The organism is Gemmatimonadota bacterium (genome assembly GCA_016720805.1).
Lineage (GTDB): Bacteria > Gemmatimonadota > Gemmatimonadetes > Gemmatimonadales > GWC2-71-9 > Palsa-1233.
Genome location: JADKJZ010000003.1, coordinates 16,850 through 35,866, shown reverse-complemented (window position 1 = coordinate 35,866; position 19,017 = coordinate 16,850). Strand labels below are relative to the sequence as shown.

The window sequence follows — 19,017 nt, the reverse complement described above, 5'->3', positions numbered from 1 at the left end:
CGCACCCGCTGCCCGAGATCATTCAAGGGGGGATGGGCGTCGCCGTCTCCGATTGGCGCCTCGCCCGGACTGTCTCGATGGCCGGACAGCTCGGGGTGATCTCCGCGACCGGTATCGACACCGTCCTCGTGCGCCGCATGCAGGACGGCGATCCGGGCGGTCACATGCGCCGGGCCCTGGCCGCCTTCCCGATTCGTCGGGCGGCCGATGGGTTCTTGACGAAGTACTTCCTCCCCGAGGGACGGGAGCCGGGGCAGCCCTACGCGCTGCTTCCGATGTACAAGCAGGTGGTCCGCCGCGAGCGCGAGGAGGCCCAGATGCTGGCCGCCTTCGTCGAGGTCTGGCTCGCCAAGGAAGGGCACGATGGACTCGTCGGCGCCAACCTGCTGACCAAGATCCAGCGCCCCAATCTGGCGGCCTTGTATGGCTGCATGCTCGCCGGGGTGGACTACATCCTGATGGGCGCCGGCATCCCGCGCGAGATTCCGCCGGCCCTCGACGCCTTCGCGACGCACCAGAAGGCACAGTTGAAGATGGATGTCCTCGGGCTCGAGGAAGGACGCACCGAGTACATCACGCTCGACCCCGCCGACCACTGGGATGGTGCCACGCCGATTCCGGTGACGCGCCCCGCGTTCCTCGCCATCGTCGCGTCGAACTCGCTCGCGACGATGCTTGCCCGCAAGGGTGGCGGCGGCGTGCAGGGCTTCATCATCGAGGGGCCGACGGCCGGTGGCCACAATGCGCCGCCACGCGGCACCATGATCCTCAACGACGCTGGCGAGCCGATCTATGGCGAGCGCGACGTCGTCGACCTGTCGCAGATCGGCGAGCTCGGTCTCCCCTTCTGGCTGGCGGGCGGCGAAGGGTGGCCCGACCGGCTCTGCAAGGCCAAGGCAGCCGGTGCGGCGGGCATCCAGATCGGCACCCTCTTCGCCTTCTCGAATGAGTCCGGCTTCACCGCCGAGCTCAAGCGCTCCGTGCTGGAGAGCGCCATCCGGGGCGAGGTGGCCGTGCGCACCGATCCGCTCGCCTCGCCGACCGGCTATCCGTTCAAGGTGGTGACCTGGAGCGGCGACAAGGACGCCGGCATTCCCCGCAAGCGCATCTGCGACATGGGCTACCTGCGCACCGCCTACGCGCGCGAGGACGGCAAGATCGGGTTCCGCTGTGCCTCCGAGCCGATCGAAGACTATGTGAAGAAGGGCGGTGACGTGGCGGAGACGGTCGGCCGTCGCTGTCTCTGCAATTCCCTGATGGCCAACGTGAACATCGGCCAGTTCCGGGAGGATGGGTTCCAGGAGACCCAGCTGCTCACCAGCGGGGACGACCTCACCATGATCGCCGAGTTCCTGCAGGGCCGCACCAGCTATTCGGCAGTCGATGTGCTCGAGTACCTCCTCGCGAACACGGTGGCGACGCGGGCGTAAGCCCGCGCGCCCGACTCTCCCGCACCCCGAGCCCGGATGCGTCCCATCGCCCGCGTGGCATGGCCCGTCGTGACGGCACTGCTTCAGGGGGCCGTCAGTTGGGGTGTGCTGCAGTACTACATCCCGCGCGCCATTGTCCGGTGGCAACAGGCCGCCGAGCTCCGCCACATCGGCATCGAGCCGCTGGTCATTCCCGGGCTCGTGGTCTTCACGATCGCCGCGGCCCTCAATCTGTGGAGTCGCCTCACGCTCGCCGTCCGGGGCGAAGGGATGGCCGTGCTCTTCACGCCGCCCGCCAGGCTCGTGGTCACCGGGCCGTTCGCGTGGCTGCGCAATCCGATTGCGGCCACCACCATCGCCCAGGGCATCGGCGTCGCCCTGTACACCGGATCGGCATTGCTGGTCAGCTACCTCGCGCTCCTCGCCCTCGGGTGGCACCTGCTGATTCGCCCCGGCTCCGAGCACGAACTGCAGCGGCGCTTCGGCCGCGACTACGAATTCTACCGGCGCAGCGTCCGGTGCTGGCTGCCGATGCGCCGGCGCTTCAGGCCACGGAGCGCGCTCCCCCCGATTGACAGCTCCGAGGTGATGATCCGAAGCGGCAGTCGCCGCCGCCGGCGCCGCTGATGGCGGTCTCCCCCGCACCCCGCCTCCTGGCCGCCTGGGCTCGGCTGCACGCGGTGCCGGGGGGCCGCTGGCTCTTCTCGCGCCTCCTCGGCTGGATGGTGCCCTACACCGGGTCGATCGGCGCGCGGGTCGAGTCGCTCGTACCCGGTCACGTGACGGTGTCCCTGCGTGACCGACGCGCCGTCCGCAATCACCTGCGCTCAATTCACGCGATCGCCCTGGTCAATCTGGCCGAAGTGACCAGCGGACTCGCGATGCTCACCGCCGTCCCGTCAAATGTTCGTGGCATCGTGATCGGGCTGCGCATCAGCTACGGCAAGAAAGCGCGCGGGCGACTGGTCGCCGAGAGCGTGGCGATGCCGCCGACGGTGGGCGCCGAGCCGATCGACACCGAGATCACCGCGACCATCCGGGATGCCGCCGGCGACGAGGTCGCCGTGGCGACGGTCACCTGGCGACTCGAGGCCCTCTGATGGAGACGCCGTTCACGCGTGCTGCCGGCGTCGAGGTCCCGCTCATCTGCGGCCCGATGTATCCCTGCTCGAATCCGGAGCTGGTGGCGGCGGTGTCCGACGCCGGCGGGCTCGGCGTGGTCCAGCCGATCGCGCTGACCTACGTGCATGGCCATGAATTCCGCGAGGGGCTGCGACTCATCCGCTCGCTCACGTCGAAGCCGATCGGCATGAACGCCCTGATCGAGCAGTCATCTGCGCGCTATCGGGTGCAGATGGAGAAGTGGATCGAGATCGCCCTCGAGGAAGGGATCCGCTTCTTCATCACGTCGCTGGGGAATCCGCGCTGGGTGGTCGAACGAGTCGCCGCCGTCGGCGGGGTCGTCTATCACGATGTCACCGAACCGAAGTGGGCCGAGAAGGCCCTCGCGGGAGGCGTGCATGGGCTGATTGCCGTCAACCGACGCGCCGGCGGACACGCGGGTGGGCGCGACGCCGTCACCCTCCTTCGCGAACTGACCCCGTTCGGGGTGCCGGTGGTGGCGGCCGGCGGTGTGGGCGAGGCCGATGAATTCCGGGCGATGCTCGACCTGGGATATGCCGCCGTGCAGTGTGGCACCCGCTTCATCGCCACCACGGAATGCCGGACCAGTGATGCCTACAAGGCAGCGATCCTCAAGGCCGGCGAAGATGATATCGTTCTCTCGGAACGAATCACCGGGGTTCCGGTGGCGATCATCCGGACGCCTCTCGTGGAACGAATGGGCCTCCGGGCGGGTCCCATCGCGCGGTGGATGCTCCGGGGCCGGCGCACCCGCCACTGGATGCGGACGATCTATGCCCTCCGCTCGCTGTGGCAGCTCAAGCGCAGCTCGCTCGATGCCCACGGCAAGGTCGAGTACTGGCAGGCGGGTCGGTCGGTCGCCCGGATCACGGCGATCGAACCCGCCGGGGGGGTGGTCCGTCGCTTTGCCGCCGCCCTCGGCCCTCAGACCGGGGGAGACTCTTCCCCAAATCCCATTCCGCAATGATCTTTACCGCCAGGCCCATTGGTTCTGCTCACCCCCCTGCATACTCCAGCAAAGGATTGACGGCATGTTCCTGAGGAACGTTCGTCTCGGCGCGGCGCTCGCACTCCTGCTCGGCGCGGTGACCCCGCTGACCGCGCAGCAGATCGCGGCGATCCGCGGCACGGTTACCCGGTCCGGCGACAATCAACCGGTCGCGGGCGTGGTCGTCACGCTCAAGGGCACCACGATCGCCACCACCACCAATGGCAACGGCAAGTACGTCTTCCTCCGCGTCCCCGCGGGGAGCCAGACGCTCGTCTTCCGCTGGCTCGGCTACGCGCCGGTCGAGAAGACGATCACCGTCAGCACCGACCAGACCGTCGATGCGGAGCTGGAGCCGAAGGCCGTGGCCCTCGGCGACCTGACCGTCACCGCGGCCTCGAAGGAGCCGGAGCGGATCGTCGAAGCGCCGGCCGCCGTCTCGAGCATCGAGCCGCGCGTGCTGCAGGCCACCGGCGCCACCGGCCAGGCGCCGCTCGCGCTGGCGCAGACCGCCGGCGTCGACATCGTGCAGAGCGGTGTCAACGACTTCAACATCAACGCGCGCGGCTTCAACTCGTCGCTCAATCGTCGCGTGCTCACGCTGCTCGACGGCCGCGACCTGGCGATCGACTTCCTCGGCTCGCAGGAGTGGAACTCGCTCACCGTGTCGACCGAAGACATGCGCGGGATGGAATTGGTGCGCGGCCCCGGCTCGGCGCTGTATGGCCCGAATGCCTTCGCCGGCGTGCTCAACATGACCACGCTCTCGCCGCGGGAAGCGCTCGGCGGCCGAGTCAGCGCCTCGATTGGCGGGCTCTCCTCGAAGAAGGTCGACGGCCGTCTCTCGGCGCTCTTCGGCGCCGGCCGCTACGGCATCCGCGTCACCGGTGGCTACAGCACCAGCGACACCTGGAGCCGCTCGCGCACCTCGATCGACTCGGTCTCCGCGACGACCGGGGCGGCGTTCTCGTTCGCGCTGCGCTCCGAATACAAGGAGGCCCGCACCGGTGCCAGCGATCTGGTGATCAAGGCGCAGACGCCCGAGCTCCGTGCGCTGGCCGGCCAGAACTGCGGCGGCACCTCCGAGGCCTGCGCCGGCACCACGCGCCGTCCGAAGGGTGATCGCGACCTGATCAACAGCGCCTACGGCGCCGTGCGCCTCGACCGCTACTTCGGCTCGAACGTCGTCACCCTCGAGGGTGGCGCGTCGCAGGTCGAGGGCGAAGTGCTGGTGACCGGCATCGGCCGGGCCCAGGTGGGCAAGACCCGCAAGCCGTTCCTCCGCGCCGCGTACAACAGCGGCCACCTGAACGTCTTCGGCTACATGAACCGCCGCGAGTCGATCGACACGACCTACCTGCTCAACAGCGGCAACGGGTTGATGGAGACCGGCACCGTCTCGCACATCGAGGCACAGGGCAACCAGACGTTCCTCGACGGCAAGTTCCGCGTGATCGGTGGCGCGTCGTACCGCAACTATGCGCTCAACACCTTCGGCACGCTGATGGGCCTCGCCGACGACGACCGCAGCGACGCCGTCAAGTCGGTGTTCGGTCAGGGCGAGCTCCGCATCGGCGACAAGGTCCGTCTCGTCGGCGCCGCGCGCTACGACGAGGGCGACCTCTTCGAGGGGCAGGTCTCGCCCAAGGGCGCGATCGTCTTCACGCCGAACGACAACCACGCCTTCCGCTTCACGGTGAACAAGGCGTTCCAGACCGCCAACTACTCGGAGTTCTTCCTCCGCGCCAACGCCGGCGCGCCGGTGAACTTCTCCGCCCTCGAGGCCGGGCTCCGCGCCAACGCTCAGCTCGGTCCCGCGCTGGCCGGCGTGCCGCAGGGGCAGCTCTTCACCAACTCCGCCGCGGTGCCGGTGCTTGCCCGCGGCAACGCGGCCCTCGACGTCGAGAAGACCACCGGCTATGAGGTGGGCTACAAGGGCGCGCTGAGCGAGAAGGTGTATGTCACGGTGGATCTCTACCAGAACAACATCACCGGCTTCATCACCGACCTCCTCCCGGGCGTGAACTCGGCGTTCCCGTACTGGACCGCTCCGGCGGCCGTGCCGGGCGCTGCGGTGCCGGGCCTCATTGGGGCCATCAAGGCCCAGTTGGGCGCGAACCCGGCCACGGCCCTCGCGGCCGCCGGCCTCACCCGCGACGAGAACGGCAACACGGCGGTGCTCGTCTCGTACACCAACGCGGGTGACGTCGACCAGAAGGGCCTCGACGTCGGCGTCGGCTTCCAGTTGACGTCCGAGCTGCGGGCCGACGCCACCTTCTCGTTCTTCGACTTCACCGTCAACAGCCAGCGCGCCGGCGACCAGCTCCTGCCGAACACGCCGGACCGCAAGGCGACGCTGGGCCTGACCTACGAAGGGGCACGCAACGGCCTCAACGCCTCGCTGAGTTCCCGCTTCGTGGCGTCGTATGACTGGGCCGCCGGTGTGTTCGTCGGCCGCGTCCCGGCGCAGCAGCAGATCAACGCCACCATCGGCTTCGACACCGGCGAAGGCTACCGGCTGTTCGCCAATGGCGTGAACATCCTCGATCAGCAGCGCTATCAGATGTTTGGTGGCGCCGTCATCGGCCGCCGAGTGATGTTCGGAGTCAGCACGCTGTTCTAGCAGTGAACAGCGAGTAGCGATCGGCGAACAGCTGTTCGTGAAACGTGAGAGGTGAAACGGGCGCCGAATGAGGCTCCGTTTCACCTCTTACCTTTTACCTCAATCTCCGTTCACAGTTCGCCGTTCGCGGTTCGCCGATTATCCTTGCCCCCCGTGCCCTCCCCCATCCGCCTCCCGCTGCCCGTCGCCTTCCCCGACGCCCAGGAGCCGCCCTCGCTCTGGGCATTCGAGGGCGTGGTGGGGCCCGGCGACGCGCGCCGGGATGTCCTGGTCGCCCTGCCGCCGGGCTACGACCATCACCCGCGGACCCGCTATCCCGTCGTCTACCTCCAGGACGGCCAGAACTGCTTCGACCCGATGACCTCCTACGCCGGGCACTGGAGTCTCCTCGAGACGATGGCCGCGCACCCCAGGCATCCCGTCATCCTCGTCGGCATCCCCAACCTCGGCCACGGCCGGTTGCGCGAGTACTCCCCCTTCGACGACGTGATCCGCGGCGTCGGCGAGGGGACCGCCTACCTCCGCTACATCGCGCGCACCGTGAAGCCGCTCGTCGACCGCGCCTTCCGCACCCGACCGGAACGGGTATCGACCGGCATCGGCGGCTCCTCGATGGGGGGCCTCCTCGCGCTGTACGCGATGATTCAGGAAGCCGGGACCTTCGGCGCCGCCTGGGTGCTCTCGCCCGCCTTCTGGTATGCCGGCGGCGCCATCTACGACTGGGTGGCCACCCAACCTGGCCCGGTCGGCCAGCTCTGGCTCGACACCGGCGTGAAGGAAGGCGACGACCAGCTCGACGAAGTCCGCCAGATGCGCGACCTCCTCGTCACCCGCGGCTGGAAGCTGAATCAGGGACTCCACTACCTCGAGGATCCCGACGGCGACCACGACGAAGCGTCATGGGGAAGGAGAGTCGATGAGCAGTGGACGAGATTGGTGGGGATGCTGAAGTGAGTCGTTGGTCGTTAGTCGTTAGTCGTTAGAAAAGCGTCATCCCACACAAAGTGAGGGATCTGCGTAACGGCGTGCACGCAGGTCCCTCGCTTCGCTCGGGATGACTAACGACTAACGACTAACGACTCAGGACTCCTTCACGGGCACCACAAACTCCCCCGTCTTCGCCCGCCACTCCGATGCCCCCACGAAGTACCGTCCCGCGAAATTCGCGAAGCGGGTCCGCATCCCGTCGATGATCTCGTAGAACGTCGGGATCACCAGCAGGGTGAGGATCGTCGAGGTGATGGTGCCGCCGATCACGGCGCGGCCGAGCGGGGCGCGGAAGTCGGCGCCTTCGCCGAGGCCGAGCGCGACGGGAATCATCCCGGCGATCAGCGCGAAGGTGGTCATCAGGATCGGCCGCAGCCGGATCCGCCCCGCTTCGATCAGCGCCTCGCGCAGCGGCAGTCCGCGCTGCTCGCGCGCCCACTTGGCGAAGTCGATCAGCAGGATGGCGTTCTTCGCCACGATCCCCATCAGCAGGATCACGCCGATCAACGACATGATGTTGAGCGTGTCGCCGGTCATGATCAGCGCCAGCACCACGCCGATCAGCGACAGCGGCAGCGAGATCAGGATGGCGATCGGATCGAGGAACGAGCCGAACTGCACCACCAGGATCAGGTACATCATCAGCACCGCGATGCCGAGCGCCGTGAAGACGTTGCGGAACACCTCGGCCTGGTCGCGCCCCTGACCCCCCTCGATGATGCCGTACCCCGGCGGGAAACCGAGCTTGTCGAGCTTGGCGCGAATGTCGGCCGAGACCTCGCCCAGCGCACGGCCGTCGGTGTTGGCGCCGAGGGTGATCACCTTGTTGCGGTCGAGGTGGTCGATCTGCCCCGGCGCGATCTCGCTCCGCACCGTGGCGATCTGACCGAGCGGCACCGTGCTGATGGTGCCGTTCGCCCCGCGGACGGTGATCGGCAGCTGCGCCAGGTCCGCCGTGCGCGAGCGTGCATTCGGCGCCAGCCGGATCCGGACGTCGCGGGTCTCGCCGGTCGGGTCGACCCAGTCACCGGCATCGATGCCGGCGAACGACGGCCGCAACGCCTGCGCCACCTGCGCCACCGAGAGCCCGAGCGAGCCGGCCAGCCCACGGTTGAGATCGACCGTCTCCTCCTCGCGCGTGCCGCGCACCGAGAGGCCGACGTCCGCGGCGCCCTTCACCGTCTTGCTCGCGGCGACGGCCCGCTCGGCCAGTTGCGTCAGCACCGCCGCGTCCGGCCCCTGCAACTCGAACTGGATCTCCTTCATCGCGCCGGCAAAGCCGGACGAGTACACCGAGACGTTCACGCCGCCGACCTGCTGGAATTCCTTCCGCAGCATCGTGGCGATGTCGGCCTGCGAGGTCTTCCGCTCCGCCTTGGGCGTCAGCTTGACGTACACCTGCGCCTGGTCGACGCCGGGCGTCCGCATCGGCAGCGGGTTGCCCGCCGTGATGTAGGTGTAGGCCACCTCGGGGTGCGCGCGGGCGATCTTCGCCACCGCCTCGGCGCGCTCCAGCGTGTAGGCGAGGTTCGCGCTCGGCGGCGACTCGACGATCGCCTCGAACTCCGACCGGTCGGCGACCGGCACGAAGCCGAATCCGCCGATCGCCCCCTGCAGGAAGATCGCGCCGGCGAACGAGAACAACGCCAGCACCACCATCGACTTGCGGTGGTCGAGCGCCCAGCCGACCACGCTCGCGTAGCTCTCGGTCATCCGGTCGAACCCGCGATTGAACTTGTCGAGCGTCCGGGTGATGACGCCCTTCTCGTGCTCCTCCTGGTGCGGGTCGGCCCAGTAGGCCGAGAGCATCGGGTCGAGCGAGAACGAGACGAACAGCGACACCAGCACGGCGCAGGCGATCGTCAGCGCGAACGGCTTGAACCACTGCCCGGCCTGTCCCGACATGAAGGCGATCGGCACGAAGACCGCGACGATCGAGAAGGTCGTTGCCGCCACCGCCAGACCGATCTCGGCCGTCCCCTCGTGGGAGGCCGTCATGTGGTCTTTTCCCATCTCGATGTGGCGCACGATGTTTTCGCGCACCACGATGGCGTCGTCGATCAGGATGCCGATCGCCAGCGACAGGCCGAGGAGCGACATCGTGTTGAGCGTGAAGCCGAACGCCCATACCGCGATGAACGAGGCCAGCACCGAGACCGGCAGCGCCAGGCCGGTGATCACCGTCGAGCGCCACGAGTTCAGGAAGAGGAAGACCACCAGCACCGTCAGCACCGCGCCTTCGATGAGCGCCGACTGCACGTTGGCCACCGCGCGCTCGACCCGGAAGCCCTGGTCGCGCACGATGCTCACCTTCGCGTCGCCCGGGAGCTTTCCCTCGAGGGCCTTCAGCTCCTCCTTCAGGTCGGCCACCACGGCGGTGGTCGAATACCCCTTCGCCTTCTTGATTTCGATGCCGACCGCCGGCTTGCCGCTGAAGTTCGCGGCGGTCCGCTGCTCCTCGTTCCCCTCGAAGACATCCGCGACGTCGCCCAGCCGCACCAGGGCGCCGTTCCGGCTGGTGATCACCAGTTGCCGGAACGCCTCGGCATCGGCCAGGCGTCCCTTCAGGCGGATCGAGCGCTCGTCAAGCGCGCCGTTGAGGCGGCCGACCGGCGCGGCGAGGTTCTGCTGCCCCACCGCTGCGACGATGGCATCGACCCCCACGCCGGCCGCCTGCATCGCGGCCGGCTTGATCTGCACCGTCATCTCCGGATACGACCCGCCGACCACCGTGACCTCGGCCACACCGGGCACCGAACGCAGCGCCCGCACCACGGTCGGGTCGGCCACCCGCGTCAGCGCCTCCGGCGACATCGTCGCCGAGGCGAGGCTCAGCGACAGCAGCGACTGCTGCGCCGGGTCGAAGCGGGTGATGATCGGTTCCTTCATTTCGGTGGGCAGATCGTCGCGGATGGCCGCGATCGCATCGCGCACGTCCTGCGACGCCTCCGCCACCGGCTTCGAGAACTCGAAGAAGACCGTGAACTGCGCCAGCCCGTCCACCGCGTTCGCCTTCGTCTTGGTGCGGTCGACGCCGGCAATGGCGAGCACCGCTTCCTCGATCGGCTCGACGATCTCGCGCTCGACGATGTCCGGCGACGCGCCCGGATAGACGATGCTCACCGCGACGATCGGCTGCTGAATGTCGGGGAACTCGTCGGTCTGCAGGTTGAACAGCGCCGCGACGCCGAAGGCCACCAGCGCCAGCATCGAGACGATGGTGATCATCGGGCGCTTGATGGCGAAATCAGAGATCCACATGGTGTCGCTCCCCGATCAGCCGTCGGCGCGCGTGATGCGCACCAACGAGCCGGTGGGAGTTCCGATCGCGCCGCCGAGCAGCACCGTGTCGCCACGCGCCACCCCGGTCACGACGACCCGCTCACGCAGCGCATCGCGCAAGCCGAGCGTGACCGGCACCAGCTCGACCTTGCCGCCCTTCAACCGCTTCACCGACGGCGTCGTCGCGCGCGGATCGAGCGCCGAGATCGGCACGGCGAGTGCCCGCGTCGCCTCGACCGTCACCCGCCCTTCGGCAAAGAGTCCGCTCGCGAGCGCCTGATTCCGGTTGGGGACGACGATGTAGATGCGGACCTGCCGCGTGGTCGGATCGACGGTCGGATTGATGCGTGCCACCGTCCCCGTCACCACCTTCGTGCTCATCCCGTTGAGCGTGAACTCGACCTGGGCGCCGCGCTTGATGGCGCCGAGGTGTTCCGCCGGCACCGAGGCCTCCAGGGTGAGCTCGCTCGGGTCGACGACCGTCGCCAGCAGCGTCGCGCCACCGGCGCCCCCCTGCACCACGTCGCCGGCACTCACCGGGAGTTCACTGATCACACCGGCGAACGGCGCGCGCACCGTGCCGTCCCGCAGCAGCTTCTCGGCCGAGGCCAGACGCGAGGTGGCGTCGGCGACGGCGGCGGCGGCGGACTGCGCCTGTGCCCGGGCGCCTTCCTCGTCCCGATCGGCGATCGCGCCGGCCTTCAGGAGCGTGGCGGCGCGTTCGGCATTGCGCGTGGCGAGCTGCGACTGCACCTGGGCACTGCGGAGTGCCGAGCGCGCCGAGCGCGCCTGCTCCGCCGCGACCGTGGTGTCGATCAGTGCGATCGCCTGACCGGCGCTCACCGCCTGCCCTTCCTTGACGTAGAGCACGAGGACCGTGCCGCTCATCTGGGAGCGGACCTGCGCGGTGCGCTCGGCGGTCAGCGTGCCGGAGAGGGCCGGGCCGCTCTCGACCTCGAGCGAATCCACCATCGCCACCTGATCCGCCGCCACCTGCACTGGTGGTTCAGGCGCGGACTCATCGGCGGCGGGCTTGCTGCAGGCCGCCGTGGCGAGCACAGCGAGTGGGGCGAGGCGCACGAAGCGCCGCAAGCGGGACTGAGGGGTCGGCATGGTCGTCTCAACGCCCGTCATCGCGGGCCGTGGGGTCAGAAGGGAGTCCATCAGAAACCACCCGTGGCGGCGGTGCCAAACGGAAGGTCACGCAGCAGCGCCATGCGGAGGCGCGTCACCTGGAGGTCGCGCGCGGCCTGCGCACGATTCGCCTCGGCCTGCTGCAACTGCAGCCGGGCCTCCGCGAGATCGGTCAACGTCGAGAGGCCGTTGCGCACGCGGACCTCGCTGATCGCATACGCGCGCGCGGCCTGCTCGGCCGTGCCGGCACTCGCAGCCCAGGCGGCTTCCGCCCCCTGCAGCTCAAGTTGCAGCGACTCCGCCTCGCGGGTGGCCACTTCGGTCGCCTGGCGCAACCGGAGCGCGGCATCATCACGCGCGGCTTCGGCGGCCAGCACGTCGGAGCGCAGCGCCCCGCCCGTGAAGAGCGGCACCTTGACCCGCACCGCGACGGTCCAGTCGGTGAGGAACTTCTTGATGCCGAAGACATCGTCGGGGAACGCGATCTTGGCGTAGTCGCTGCTCAGCGCGAGCGACGGCAACCGGCTGCCGCGCGCCGACGACAGGTTTCCCGTGCTGGCCCGCAATCCGGCCTCGGCCTGACGAACCGGTGCCCGGTCCATGGCACCGCCGCTCCCAGCCGCCGCGATCGTCGCGGCAAAGGCCGGCAACGTGACGGCACTGGTATCGCCGAGCGGCGTGACCAGGGAGAGCGTCGTTCCGGCAGGCAGGTCGAGCAGTTGTCGCAGGCGCAGCAACGCCTGATCACGCTGCACCCGACGCTGAATGACCACCGGGCGCTGGTTGTCACGCGCCACCGAGGCACGCAGCAGGTCGAACTCGGCGGCGTTGCCGACCTCCCGCGCGAGACGCGTCTCGCCAAGCGTACGCTCCGCCTGCGCCAGCGAGGAGTCGGCGATCGCCAGCAATCGCTCGGCGAGCTGCGCATCGAGATAGGCCTGCGCGCCGTCGAGGATCGCCTTGGCGCGCTCGGCCGCGAGCACGAGCTCGGCCCGATCGAGCACCGCGTTCGCCGCACCCCGTCGGCCGGCCAGTGCCGGGTTGAAGATCGTCTGCGTCGCGGAGAGGCCGAAGTTCCACTGGTTGGCGCGGCCGAACGGCAGATTCGAGAAGTCGAGTCCGCCGTTGCCGTTCGCGGTGCAGTCGAGACCGCGCTCGAGCGAGTCGAGTCGCTCGGCGAGTGGCAGCGCAGGATTGGGGCGGAAGGTCCCGCAATTGGTCGGTGCCGGCGTGGAGTCGTTGCTCCCCGACGACAACCCGGCGAACTGCGTCTTGAGCGTGCGCGTGTAGGCGACGCTCCCGTTCAGCTGCGGCAGATACGCCGAGCGGGCACGCATCTGCCCCGCTTCGGCACTCCGCACCGCGGCGCGCGCGATCCCGACGGATTCCGACGCCGAATCCATGCGGGCCAATGCGTCCCCCAACGTCAGGCGCAGGGCGTCGCCCGGCCCGCGGGTGTTTCCGGGTAGGGGCGCAGCATGCTGCGCCCCTCCGCATTCGCCCCGTTGCGCCAGCCATCCGCCGCGATCATCATCGCCCCCACCACCACCCACGCGCCCCTCACGCCGTCACCCCCAGCGCGCGGGAGGTCAGGTCGACGAACGCCTCGATCGTCACCGGCGCCGTCATGCCAGCGCACGACGGCACCACATCGCGGGTGATTCCATCCAGAAAAATTGCATTCATCAGCATTACGGTCGCCCCTTCGAGCGACCCCTCGTCAGCGATCAGTCCACGCGCACGCGCCTTCGTGAGATACCCCACCATCTGCTCCATCGCCCGCATCGCCCCCTCGCAGCTCACCGGGGCCACCTCGGGATGCTCCTCGAACTCAGCCAGCGCCGTCCGGATCAGCTTCCGCTGCCCCTGTACATGCGCATGAACCGCCCGGGCCCACGACAACAACTCCGCCCGCACCTCGCCAGGCTCCTCAGGCAGGATCGCCAGCGGACCCACCGTGGCCGCCGACTCGATCGCCTCCCGAAGCAGGACCTCCTTCGAGCCGAAGTGCCGGAACACGGTCACTTCGTTGACCCCGGCCGCCTCGGCGATCCGGCGGGTCGTGGTCCCGCGCCAGCCGTGCTCGGCAAAGAGCTGGGCGGTGACTTCGAGTAGCGATGCTCTGATGTCCATGGACCGATTTTACCTAACAACGTTTAACGGAGCAAGTACCCACTTACACGCCGGAGCCAGATCGACTTTCTGGCAATTCGGGGACGGGCACTCAATTGTTTCATAATGCACCGAAACCCCGGTGACCAGTAACCAGTGACCTGTCCCCCGGAACACCCCTGGTCACGGGTTACCGGTCACAGGTCACTTGATCGCTGTCCGCTGTCCGCTGTTCGCCGTTCGCTGTTAGCTTCTCTCTTCACCCTCAACGCCGGACCCGACAGGATGTGGCAGCGCACCACCCACCGCTGGGAGAGCCCGAACCTCCTGGGGCGGTCGATGGAACTCGTGGTGCATGGCCATGCCGGGGCGCGCGTGCTGGTCTTTCCGACCTCGATGGGACGGTTCCACGAATGGGAAGACCAGGGGATGGCGCAGTTGCTCGCCGATCAGCTCTCGGCGGGCCATCTGCAGTTGATCTGCGTCGCCTCGGTCGACGCCGAGAGTTGGTACGACGATCACGCGCACCCGCACCAGCAGGCCGAGTGGCACGCGCGCTATGACGCGTATCTGCGCGACGAAGTGGTGCCGTTCACTCTGGTGAGCAATCCGAATCCGTTCCTGATCACGATGGGGGCGTCCTTCGGCGCCTACCACGCGCTGGCGTTCGGCTGCCGCTATCCGCACCTGGTCAGCCGCGTCCTGGCCATGAGCGGACTGGTCGACATCAAGCGGCTCACGCACGGCTACTCGGACGACCTGGTCTACGCGTACAATCCCGCCGACTTCATGCGGCACGAGCACGACCCGGTGCGCCTCGAGGCCTTCCGCCGGATGGACATCATCCTGGCGGTCGGGCGCGACGACCCGCTGCGTCCCGGCAACGAGGCATTCTCCCGCGTCCTCTGGGAGCGCGGGATCGGCAACGCCCTCCGGCTCTGGGACGGCTGGGCACACGATTGGCCCTGGTGGAAGCAGATGGTGCGACTCTATATCGGTGGACACGACTGAGGTTGTCATGAGCAAGGAATCGCAGGCCGGCCCGAAGCGCATCGGACTCCTGGTGGGACGCGAGTGGTCGTGGCCCCCCGCCTTCATCGAGGAAGTGAATCGTCGGGATGCCGGCGTGGTGGCGGAATTCGTCACCCTCGGCGGACCGACCCTCGACGACGTCATCCCCTGGGACGTGGTCGTCGACCGCATCTCCCACGAGGTGCCGTTCTATCGCACCTGGCTCAAGCACGCCGCGACGCGGGGCGTGAAGGTGATCAACAATCCCTTCATGTGGACCGCGGACGACAAGTTCTTCGGCGCGACCCTCGCCGAGGCGAACGACATCCGCTCGCCCAAGACGATCCTGCTGCCGAACAAGGACTACGTCCCCGGCATCAAGCACGACGAGTCGCTGCGCAACCTCGAGTATCCGCTCGACTGGCAGGGGATCATCGACCATATCGGTCTCCCCTGTGTCCTCAAGGACGCCCATGGCGGCGGCTGGCGCGACGTCTACGTCTGTCACACCCTCGACGAACTGCTCTACCACTACGACCGCTGCGGCATGCTGACGATGATCGTGCAGGAGTTCATCGTCTGGGAGGAGTTCATCCGCTGCCTCTGCATCGGCCGCGAGCATGTCCTGGTGATGAAGTACGACCCGAAGGAGCGGAAGTACCACGTCGGCGAGTTCCTCGAGCCCGAGATGAAGGAGACGATCATCAAGCAGGTGCGGAAGCTCTGCCGCGCCCTCGGCTACGACATGAACTCGATCGAATTCGCCATCCGCGACGGCGTCCCCTACGCCATCGACTTCATGAATCCGGCGCCGGACTTCGACATCAACTCGCTCACGCCGACCCACTTCGAGTGGGCCGTGCAGACGATGGCCGATGTCACCATCGCGCTGGCCCTCGAGGAGCGGGTCGCCCCGAAGCCGAAGGCGAAGCACCTCTTCGCCGGGCACGAGCGCGCGGGATGAGCCAGCACGCGGTCGCCGCCTACCACGAGGGCCTCGACGACGGACTCGCCCGCGAGTCGTCGGAGTGGCTGACCGCGCGCCAGCGCGACATCGGCCTCACCTTCGGCGAACGACCGCTCTGCACCGTCATCCGGCCGCGCTTCCTTTCGCCGCACGAGTACGACACGCTGCGCACCGCGTCAGCCTCGCTGCTCGGCGCCTTTCGGCACGCCGGCGCGATGGCCCAGGACGACGCCGAGTTCCGGGCCCAGTTCCGTCTTGCCGACTGGGAAGAGCAGCTCCTCGAACGCGCGCCCCGGTTGCACGTCGCCGCACCGCTCTCCCGCCTCGACGCCTTCATCGATCCGGTCACCGGCATCGCCCGAATCACCGAATACAACGGCGAGACACCGGCCGGGACGGGCTACACCGACGCGCTGGCCGAGCTCTTTCTCGCACTGCCGGCGATGCGGCCCTTCCTCGAGCGCTGGGTGGTGCGCCCGCTCCCGGCGATGGGGCACGTGCACAACGTCCTGCTCGAGAGCTGGCATCGCTTCCGCGGCGTCCGCTCCGTGCCGACCATCGCGATCGTCGACTGGGACGACGTTCCGACCCAGGCCGAGTTCCGGATCTGCCGCGATTACTTCCGCGCCATGGGCGTGCCCTGCCGGATCACGACGCCGGAGGCGCTGCGCTACGAGGGGGGCAAGCTCAAGGACGCCGACGGCACCGTGATCGACCTGATCTACAAGCGCGTCCTGCTGCACGAGCTGATCGCCGAGGGCGGCCTCGACCACCCGATGGTGCGCGCCGTGGCCGACGGCGCCGTCTGCATGGTGAACCCGTTCGCCTGCAAGCCGCTCCACAAGAAGGCGTCGCTCGCCGTGCTCTCCGATGAACGCAATGCCGGCCGCTTCTCCCACGACGAGCGGGCGGCCATCAGTCGCCACGTCCCCTGGACCCGCGTGGTCGAGGAGCGGAAGACGGTGATCGAGGGCGAGCCGATCGACCTCCTGCCCTGGATGCTGCGCGAGCGCGCGTCGCTCGTCCTCAAGCCCAATGACGACTACGGCGGCACCGGCATCGTCCTCGGCTGGGAAGTGGACGACACCACCTGGCACGCCGCCGTCGCGCGCGCCGTCGCCGAGCCGTACGTGGTGCAGCAACGGATCGCCCTGCCGAGCGAGCCGTTCCCCGCCATCCACGAGGGCGCGCTCCACGTCGAGGATCGGATCGTCGACACCGCGCCGTTCTGCTGGCACGGGGCGTTCATGGACGGCTGTCTCACCCGCATCTCGACCTCGACCCTGGTGAACGTCACCGCCGGTGGCGGCTCCACCATCCCCACTTTCGTTGTGGAGCCCCGATGACGAGAAGCAGCCGTCGTTCACGATCGGCATCGAGGAGGAGTACCAGATCATCGATCCGGTGACTCGCGAGCTGAAGAGCTACATCACCGAGATGCTCAAGGCCGACACCGCGATCCTCCGCGAGATCAAGCCGGAGTTGCACCAGTCGATGGTCGAGGTCGGCACCCAGGTCTGCCACACCCCGGCGGAGGCGCGCGCGGAGATCGTCCGGCTCCGCGGCATGGTGATGGACCTCGCCGCGAAGAACGGCCTGGTGATCGCCGCCGCCGGCACCCACCCCTTCTCGAAGTGGATGGATCAGGAGATCACGCCGCTCGATCGCTACGCCGGCGTGAAGGAGGACCTGCAGGACCTCGCGCAGCGGCTGCTGATCTTCGGCACCCACGTGCACATCGGCATCGAGGACCGCGAGTTCCTCATCGATGCGATGAACGTCTGCCGCTATTTCCTGCCGCACGTCCTCGCGCTCTCGACCTCGTCGCCGTTCTGGTTCGGCCGCAATACCGGCCTCAAGAGCTACCGCAGCGTCGTCTTCCGCAACTTCCCGCGCACCGGTATCCCGCGCACGATGGAGTCGTGGAACGATTTCGAGTCGCTGGTCAACCTGTCGGTCAAGACCAACTCGATCCCCAACGCCTCGAAGATCTGGTGGGACGTGCGGCCGAGCTGGAGCTACCCGACGCTCGAGTTCCGGATCTGCGACATCTGCACCCGCGTCGACGAGGCCGTCTGCATCGGCGCCATCTTCCAGGCGATCTGCTTCAAGCTGTGGAAGCTGCGCCGCGACAACCTGACCTTCCGGCAGTACTCGGTGCACTTCATCGAGGAGAACAAGTGGCGGGCGATCCGCTACGGCCTCGAAGGGAAGCTGATCGACCTCGGCAAGGGCGAGGAGTTCCCCGCCCGCGACCTGATCCGCGAGCTGATCGAGTGGTTCCTCGACGACGTCCTCGACGAGCTCGGCTCCCGGAAGGAGGTCGAGTACGCCTACAAGATCCTCAACGAGGGGACCTCGGCGGACCGCCAGCTGGCGACGTGGCGCGAAACTGGCAATCTTCACGACGTGGTGGATCGCCTCGTGGCAGAAACAGCGGAAGGAGTGCGGTAGATGGCCCGGACCAGACCCCTCATCGGGGTGACAACGCAGACCCTGCACGCCATCGACGGCATCCCCCAGGACCTCCCCGTCTCCTGGGTGATGAACCAGCGCTACGTCCACGCCGTGATGGCGGCGGGCGGCGTTCCCGTGCTGATCCCCCTGCTGGCCGAGGACCCGGCCACCCTCCGGGCCATTTACGAGCGGATCGACGGGGTGCTCATTCCCGGCGGCGTCGATATCGACCCTGCCTACTACCGCACCCCGCGCCACGAAAAGCTCGGCCGCCTCGACCCCGCCCGGGACACCTCCGAACTGGTGATCGCCCGCTGGGCCGTCAAGGACGCCAAGCCGCTGCTCGGCCTCTGCCGCGGCCTGCAAGTGCTCAACGTCGCGCTCGGCGGCTCCCTCTGGCAGGACCTCGCCGAGGAACGCCCCGAGTCGCTCAAGCACGACTTCTTCCCGACGGCCGGCTGGGCCCGTGAACACCGGGCCCACGACGTCGAAGTCCGCGGCGATTCCCGCCTCGGCGAAGCCCTCGGGCACGGTGCCGTGTCGGTGAATTCGATGCACCACCAGGGAATCCGCACCCTCGGCTACAACCTGGTCGCCACCGCCACCGCCCCCGACGGCCTCATCGAGGCCGCGGAAGCCACGGAAGGCTTCGCCGTCGGCGTCCAGTGGCACCCCGAAATGTTCGAAGGCGGTGACGTCGGCGTCGGCCGCCTCTTCGAGGCGTTCGTCGATGCGGCGAACGGGAGCAGCAGGCTGGCCTGACGGCGAACAGCGAACGGCGAACGGGAAAGCGAGCGAGAGGTGAGGGGTGCGGGAAGATCATCCCCTCACCCTCTCCCTCACGTCTCACGCTTCGCTGTTCGCTGTTCGCTGTTCGCTGTTC

Annotated in this window: 15 protein-coding genes; 11 read left to right on the top strand and 4 right to left on the bottom strand. The window is 68.3% G+C overall.

The genetic code is table 11. The features are described 5' to 3' along the window. Positions 1–32: 32 nt before the first annotated feature. The 6 genes from IPP98_04850 (at position 33) to IPP98_04825 (ending at position 7,138) form a co-directional block, all read left to right on the top strand. Positions 33–1,430 carry a nitronate monooxygenase gene (locus IPP98_04850; GenBank protein ID MBL0178441.1) on the top strand — a complete coding sequence of 466 codons (1,398 nt, stop codon included), beginning with the start codon at positions 33–35 and terminating at the stop codon, positions 1,428–1,430. A gap of 36 nt (positions 1,431–1,466) precedes the next feature. After that, positions 1,467–2,057 carry a hypothetical protein gene (locus IPP98_04845; protein ID MBL0178440.1) on the top strand — a complete coding sequence of 197 codons (591 nt, stop codon included), beginning with the start codon at positions 1,467–1,469 and terminating at the stop codon, positions 2,055–2,057. Then, positions 2,057–2,530, top strand: coding sequence for a DUF4442 domain-containing protein (locus IPP98_04840; GenBank protein MBL0178439.1), 474 nt, complete (start codon positions 2,057–2,059; stop codon positions 2,528–2,530). The genes IPP98_04845 and IPP98_04840 overlap by 1 nt, the downstream gene beginning before the upstream one ends. Next, on the top strand, positions 2,530–3,540 hold the full coding sequence (locus IPP98_04835) for a nitronate monooxygenase (protein MBL0178438.1): 1,011 nt from the start codon (positions 2,530–2,532) through the stop codon (positions 3,538–3,540). Before IPP98_04840 ends, IPP98_04835 begins: the two co-directional genes overlap by 1 nt. A 64-nt stretch (positions 3,541–3,604) precedes the next feature. Then, the gene (locus tag IPP98_04830; GenBank protein ID MBL0178437.1) at positions 3,605–6,184 is read left to right on the top strand and encodes a TonB-dependent receptor; all 2,580 of its coding nucleotides are present in this window, start codon (positions 3,605–3,607) and stop codon (positions 6,182–6,184) included. Positions 6,185–6,337: 153 nt separating this feature from the next. Then, positions 6,338–7,138: an alpha/beta hydrolase gene (locus tag IPP98_04825; protein MBL0178436.1), complete on the top strand. Its 801-nt coding sequence runs from the start codon at positions 6,338–6,340 to the stop codon at positions 7,136–7,138. Between the two features lie 126 nt (positions 7,139–7,264). Here the strand turns inward: IPP98_04825 and IPP98_04820 are convergent, their stop codons facing one another. From IPP98_04820 to IPP98_04805, 4 genes are all read right to left on the bottom strand, one after another. After that, the gene (locus IPP98_04820) at positions 7,265–10,432 is read right to left on the bottom strand and encodes an efflux RND transporter permease subunit (protein MBL0178435.1); all 3,168 of its coding nucleotides are present in this window, start codon (positions 10,430–10,432) and stop codon (positions 7,265–7,267) included. Positions 10,433–10,447: 15 nt separating this feature from the next. Beyond that, entirely contained in the window at positions 10,448–11,566 is a 1,119-nt protein-coding gene (locus IPP98_04815; protein MBL0178434.1) for an efflux RND transporter periplasmic adaptor subunit, read from the bottom strand. A gap of 50 nt (positions 11,567–11,616) precedes the next feature. After that, a complete protein-coding gene (locus IPP98_04810) occupies positions 11,617–12,999 on the bottom strand; it encodes a TolC family protein (GenBank protein MBL0178433.1) in 1,383 nt (460 codons plus the stop codon). 148 nt (positions 13,000–13,147) lie between these two features. After that, positions 13,148–13,720 (bottom strand): TetR/AcrR family transcriptional regulator, encoded by a 573-nt coding sequence (locus IPP98_04805; protein MBL0178432.1) that lies wholly within the window; start codon positions 13,718–13,720, stop codon positions 13,148–13,150. A gap of 264 nt (positions 13,721–13,984) precedes the next feature. Here IPP98_04805 and IPP98_04800 point away from each other — a divergent pair, with 264 nt between their 5' ends. Genes IPP98_04800 through IPP98_04780 form a run of 5 tightly spaced genes read left to right on the top strand, consistent with a single transcriptional unit; the run spans position 13,985 to position 18,896 of the window. Then, positions 13,985–14,710, top strand: coding sequence for an esterase family protein (locus IPP98_04800; GenBank protein MBL0178431.1), 726 nt, complete (start codon positions 13,985–13,987; stop codon positions 14,708–14,710). A 7-nt stretch (positions 14,711–14,717) separates the two neighbouring features. Beyond that, the gene (locus IPP98_04795; protein ID MBL0178430.1) at positions 14,718–15,674 is read left to right on the top strand and encodes a hypothetical protein; all 957 of its coding nucleotides are present in this window, start codon (positions 14,718–14,720) and stop codon (positions 15,672–15,674) included. After that, complete coding sequence (locus tag IPP98_04790) at positions 15,671–17,023, top strand: hypothetical protein (GenBank protein ID MBL0178429.1); 1,353 nt, start codon at positions 15,671–15,673, stop codon at positions 17,021–17,023. The genes IPP98_04795 and IPP98_04790 overlap by 4 nt, the downstream gene beginning before the upstream one ends. Further along, positions 16,980–18,131, top strand: coding sequence for a carboxylate-amine ligase (locus IPP98_04785; protein ID MBL0178428.1), 1,152 nt, complete (start codon positions 16,980–16,982; stop codon positions 18,129–18,131). The genes IPP98_04790 and IPP98_04785 overlap by 44 nt, the downstream gene beginning before the upstream one ends. Further along, entirely contained in the window at positions 18,132–18,896 is a 765-nt protein-coding gene (locus tag IPP98_04780) for a gamma-glutamyl-gamma-aminobutyrate hydrolase family protein (GenBank protein ID MBL0178427.1), read from the top strand. The last annotated feature ends 121 nt before the right edge of the window (positions 18,897–19,017 follow it).

Excerpts from the sequence above, each read along its gene's own strand:
- IPP98_04790 (MBL0178429.1), top strand. The coding sequence starts at position 15,671 with ATGAGCCAGCACGCGGTCGCCGCCTACCACGAGGGCCTCGACGACGGA.
- IPP98_04780 (MBL0178427.1), top strand. The coding sequence starts at position 18,132 with ATGGCCCGGACCAGACCCCTCATCGGGGTGACAACGCAGACCCTGCAC.
- IPP98_04820 (MBL0178435.1), bottom strand. The coding sequence starts at position 10,432 with ATGTGGATCTCTGATTTCGCCATCAAGCGCCCGATGATCACCATCGTC.
- IPP98_04815 (MBL0178434.1), bottom strand. The coding sequence starts at position 11,566 with ATGCCGACCCCTCAGTCCCGCTTGCGGCGCTTCGTGCGCCTCGCCCCA.
- IPP98_04800 (MBL0178431.1), top strand. The coding sequence starts at position 13,985 with ATGTGGCAGCGCACCACCCACCGCTGGGAGAGCCCGAACCTCCTGGGG.
- IPP98_04795 (MBL0178430.1), top strand. The coding sequence starts at position 14,718 with ATGAGCAAGGAATCGCAGGCCGGCCCGAAGCGCATCGGACTCCTGGTG.
- IPP98_04850 (MBL0178441.1), top strand. The coding sequence starts at position 33 with ATGGGCGTCGCCGTCTCCGATTGGCGCCTCGCCCGGACTGTCTCGATG.
- IPP98_04845 (MBL0178440.1), top strand. The coding sequence starts at position 1,467 with ATGCGTCCCATCGCCCGCGTGGCATGGCCCGTCGTGACGGCACTGCTT.
- IPP98_04840 (MBL0178439.1), top strand. The coding sequence starts at position 2,057 with ATGGCGGTCTCCCCCGCACCCCGCCTCCTGGCCGCCTGGGCTCGGCTG.
- IPP98_04805 (MBL0178432.1), bottom strand. The coding sequence starts at position 13,720 with ATGGACATCAGAGCATCGCTACTCGAAGTCACCGCCCAGCTCTTTGCC.
- IPP98_04835 (MBL0178438.1), top strand. The coding sequence starts at position 2,530 with ATGGAGACGCCGTTCACGCGTGCTGCCGGCGTCGAGGTCCCGCTCATC.
- IPP98_04830 (MBL0178437.1), top strand. The coding sequence starts at position 3,605 with ATGTTCCTGAGGAACGTTCGTCTCGGCGCGGCGCTCGCACTCCTGCTC.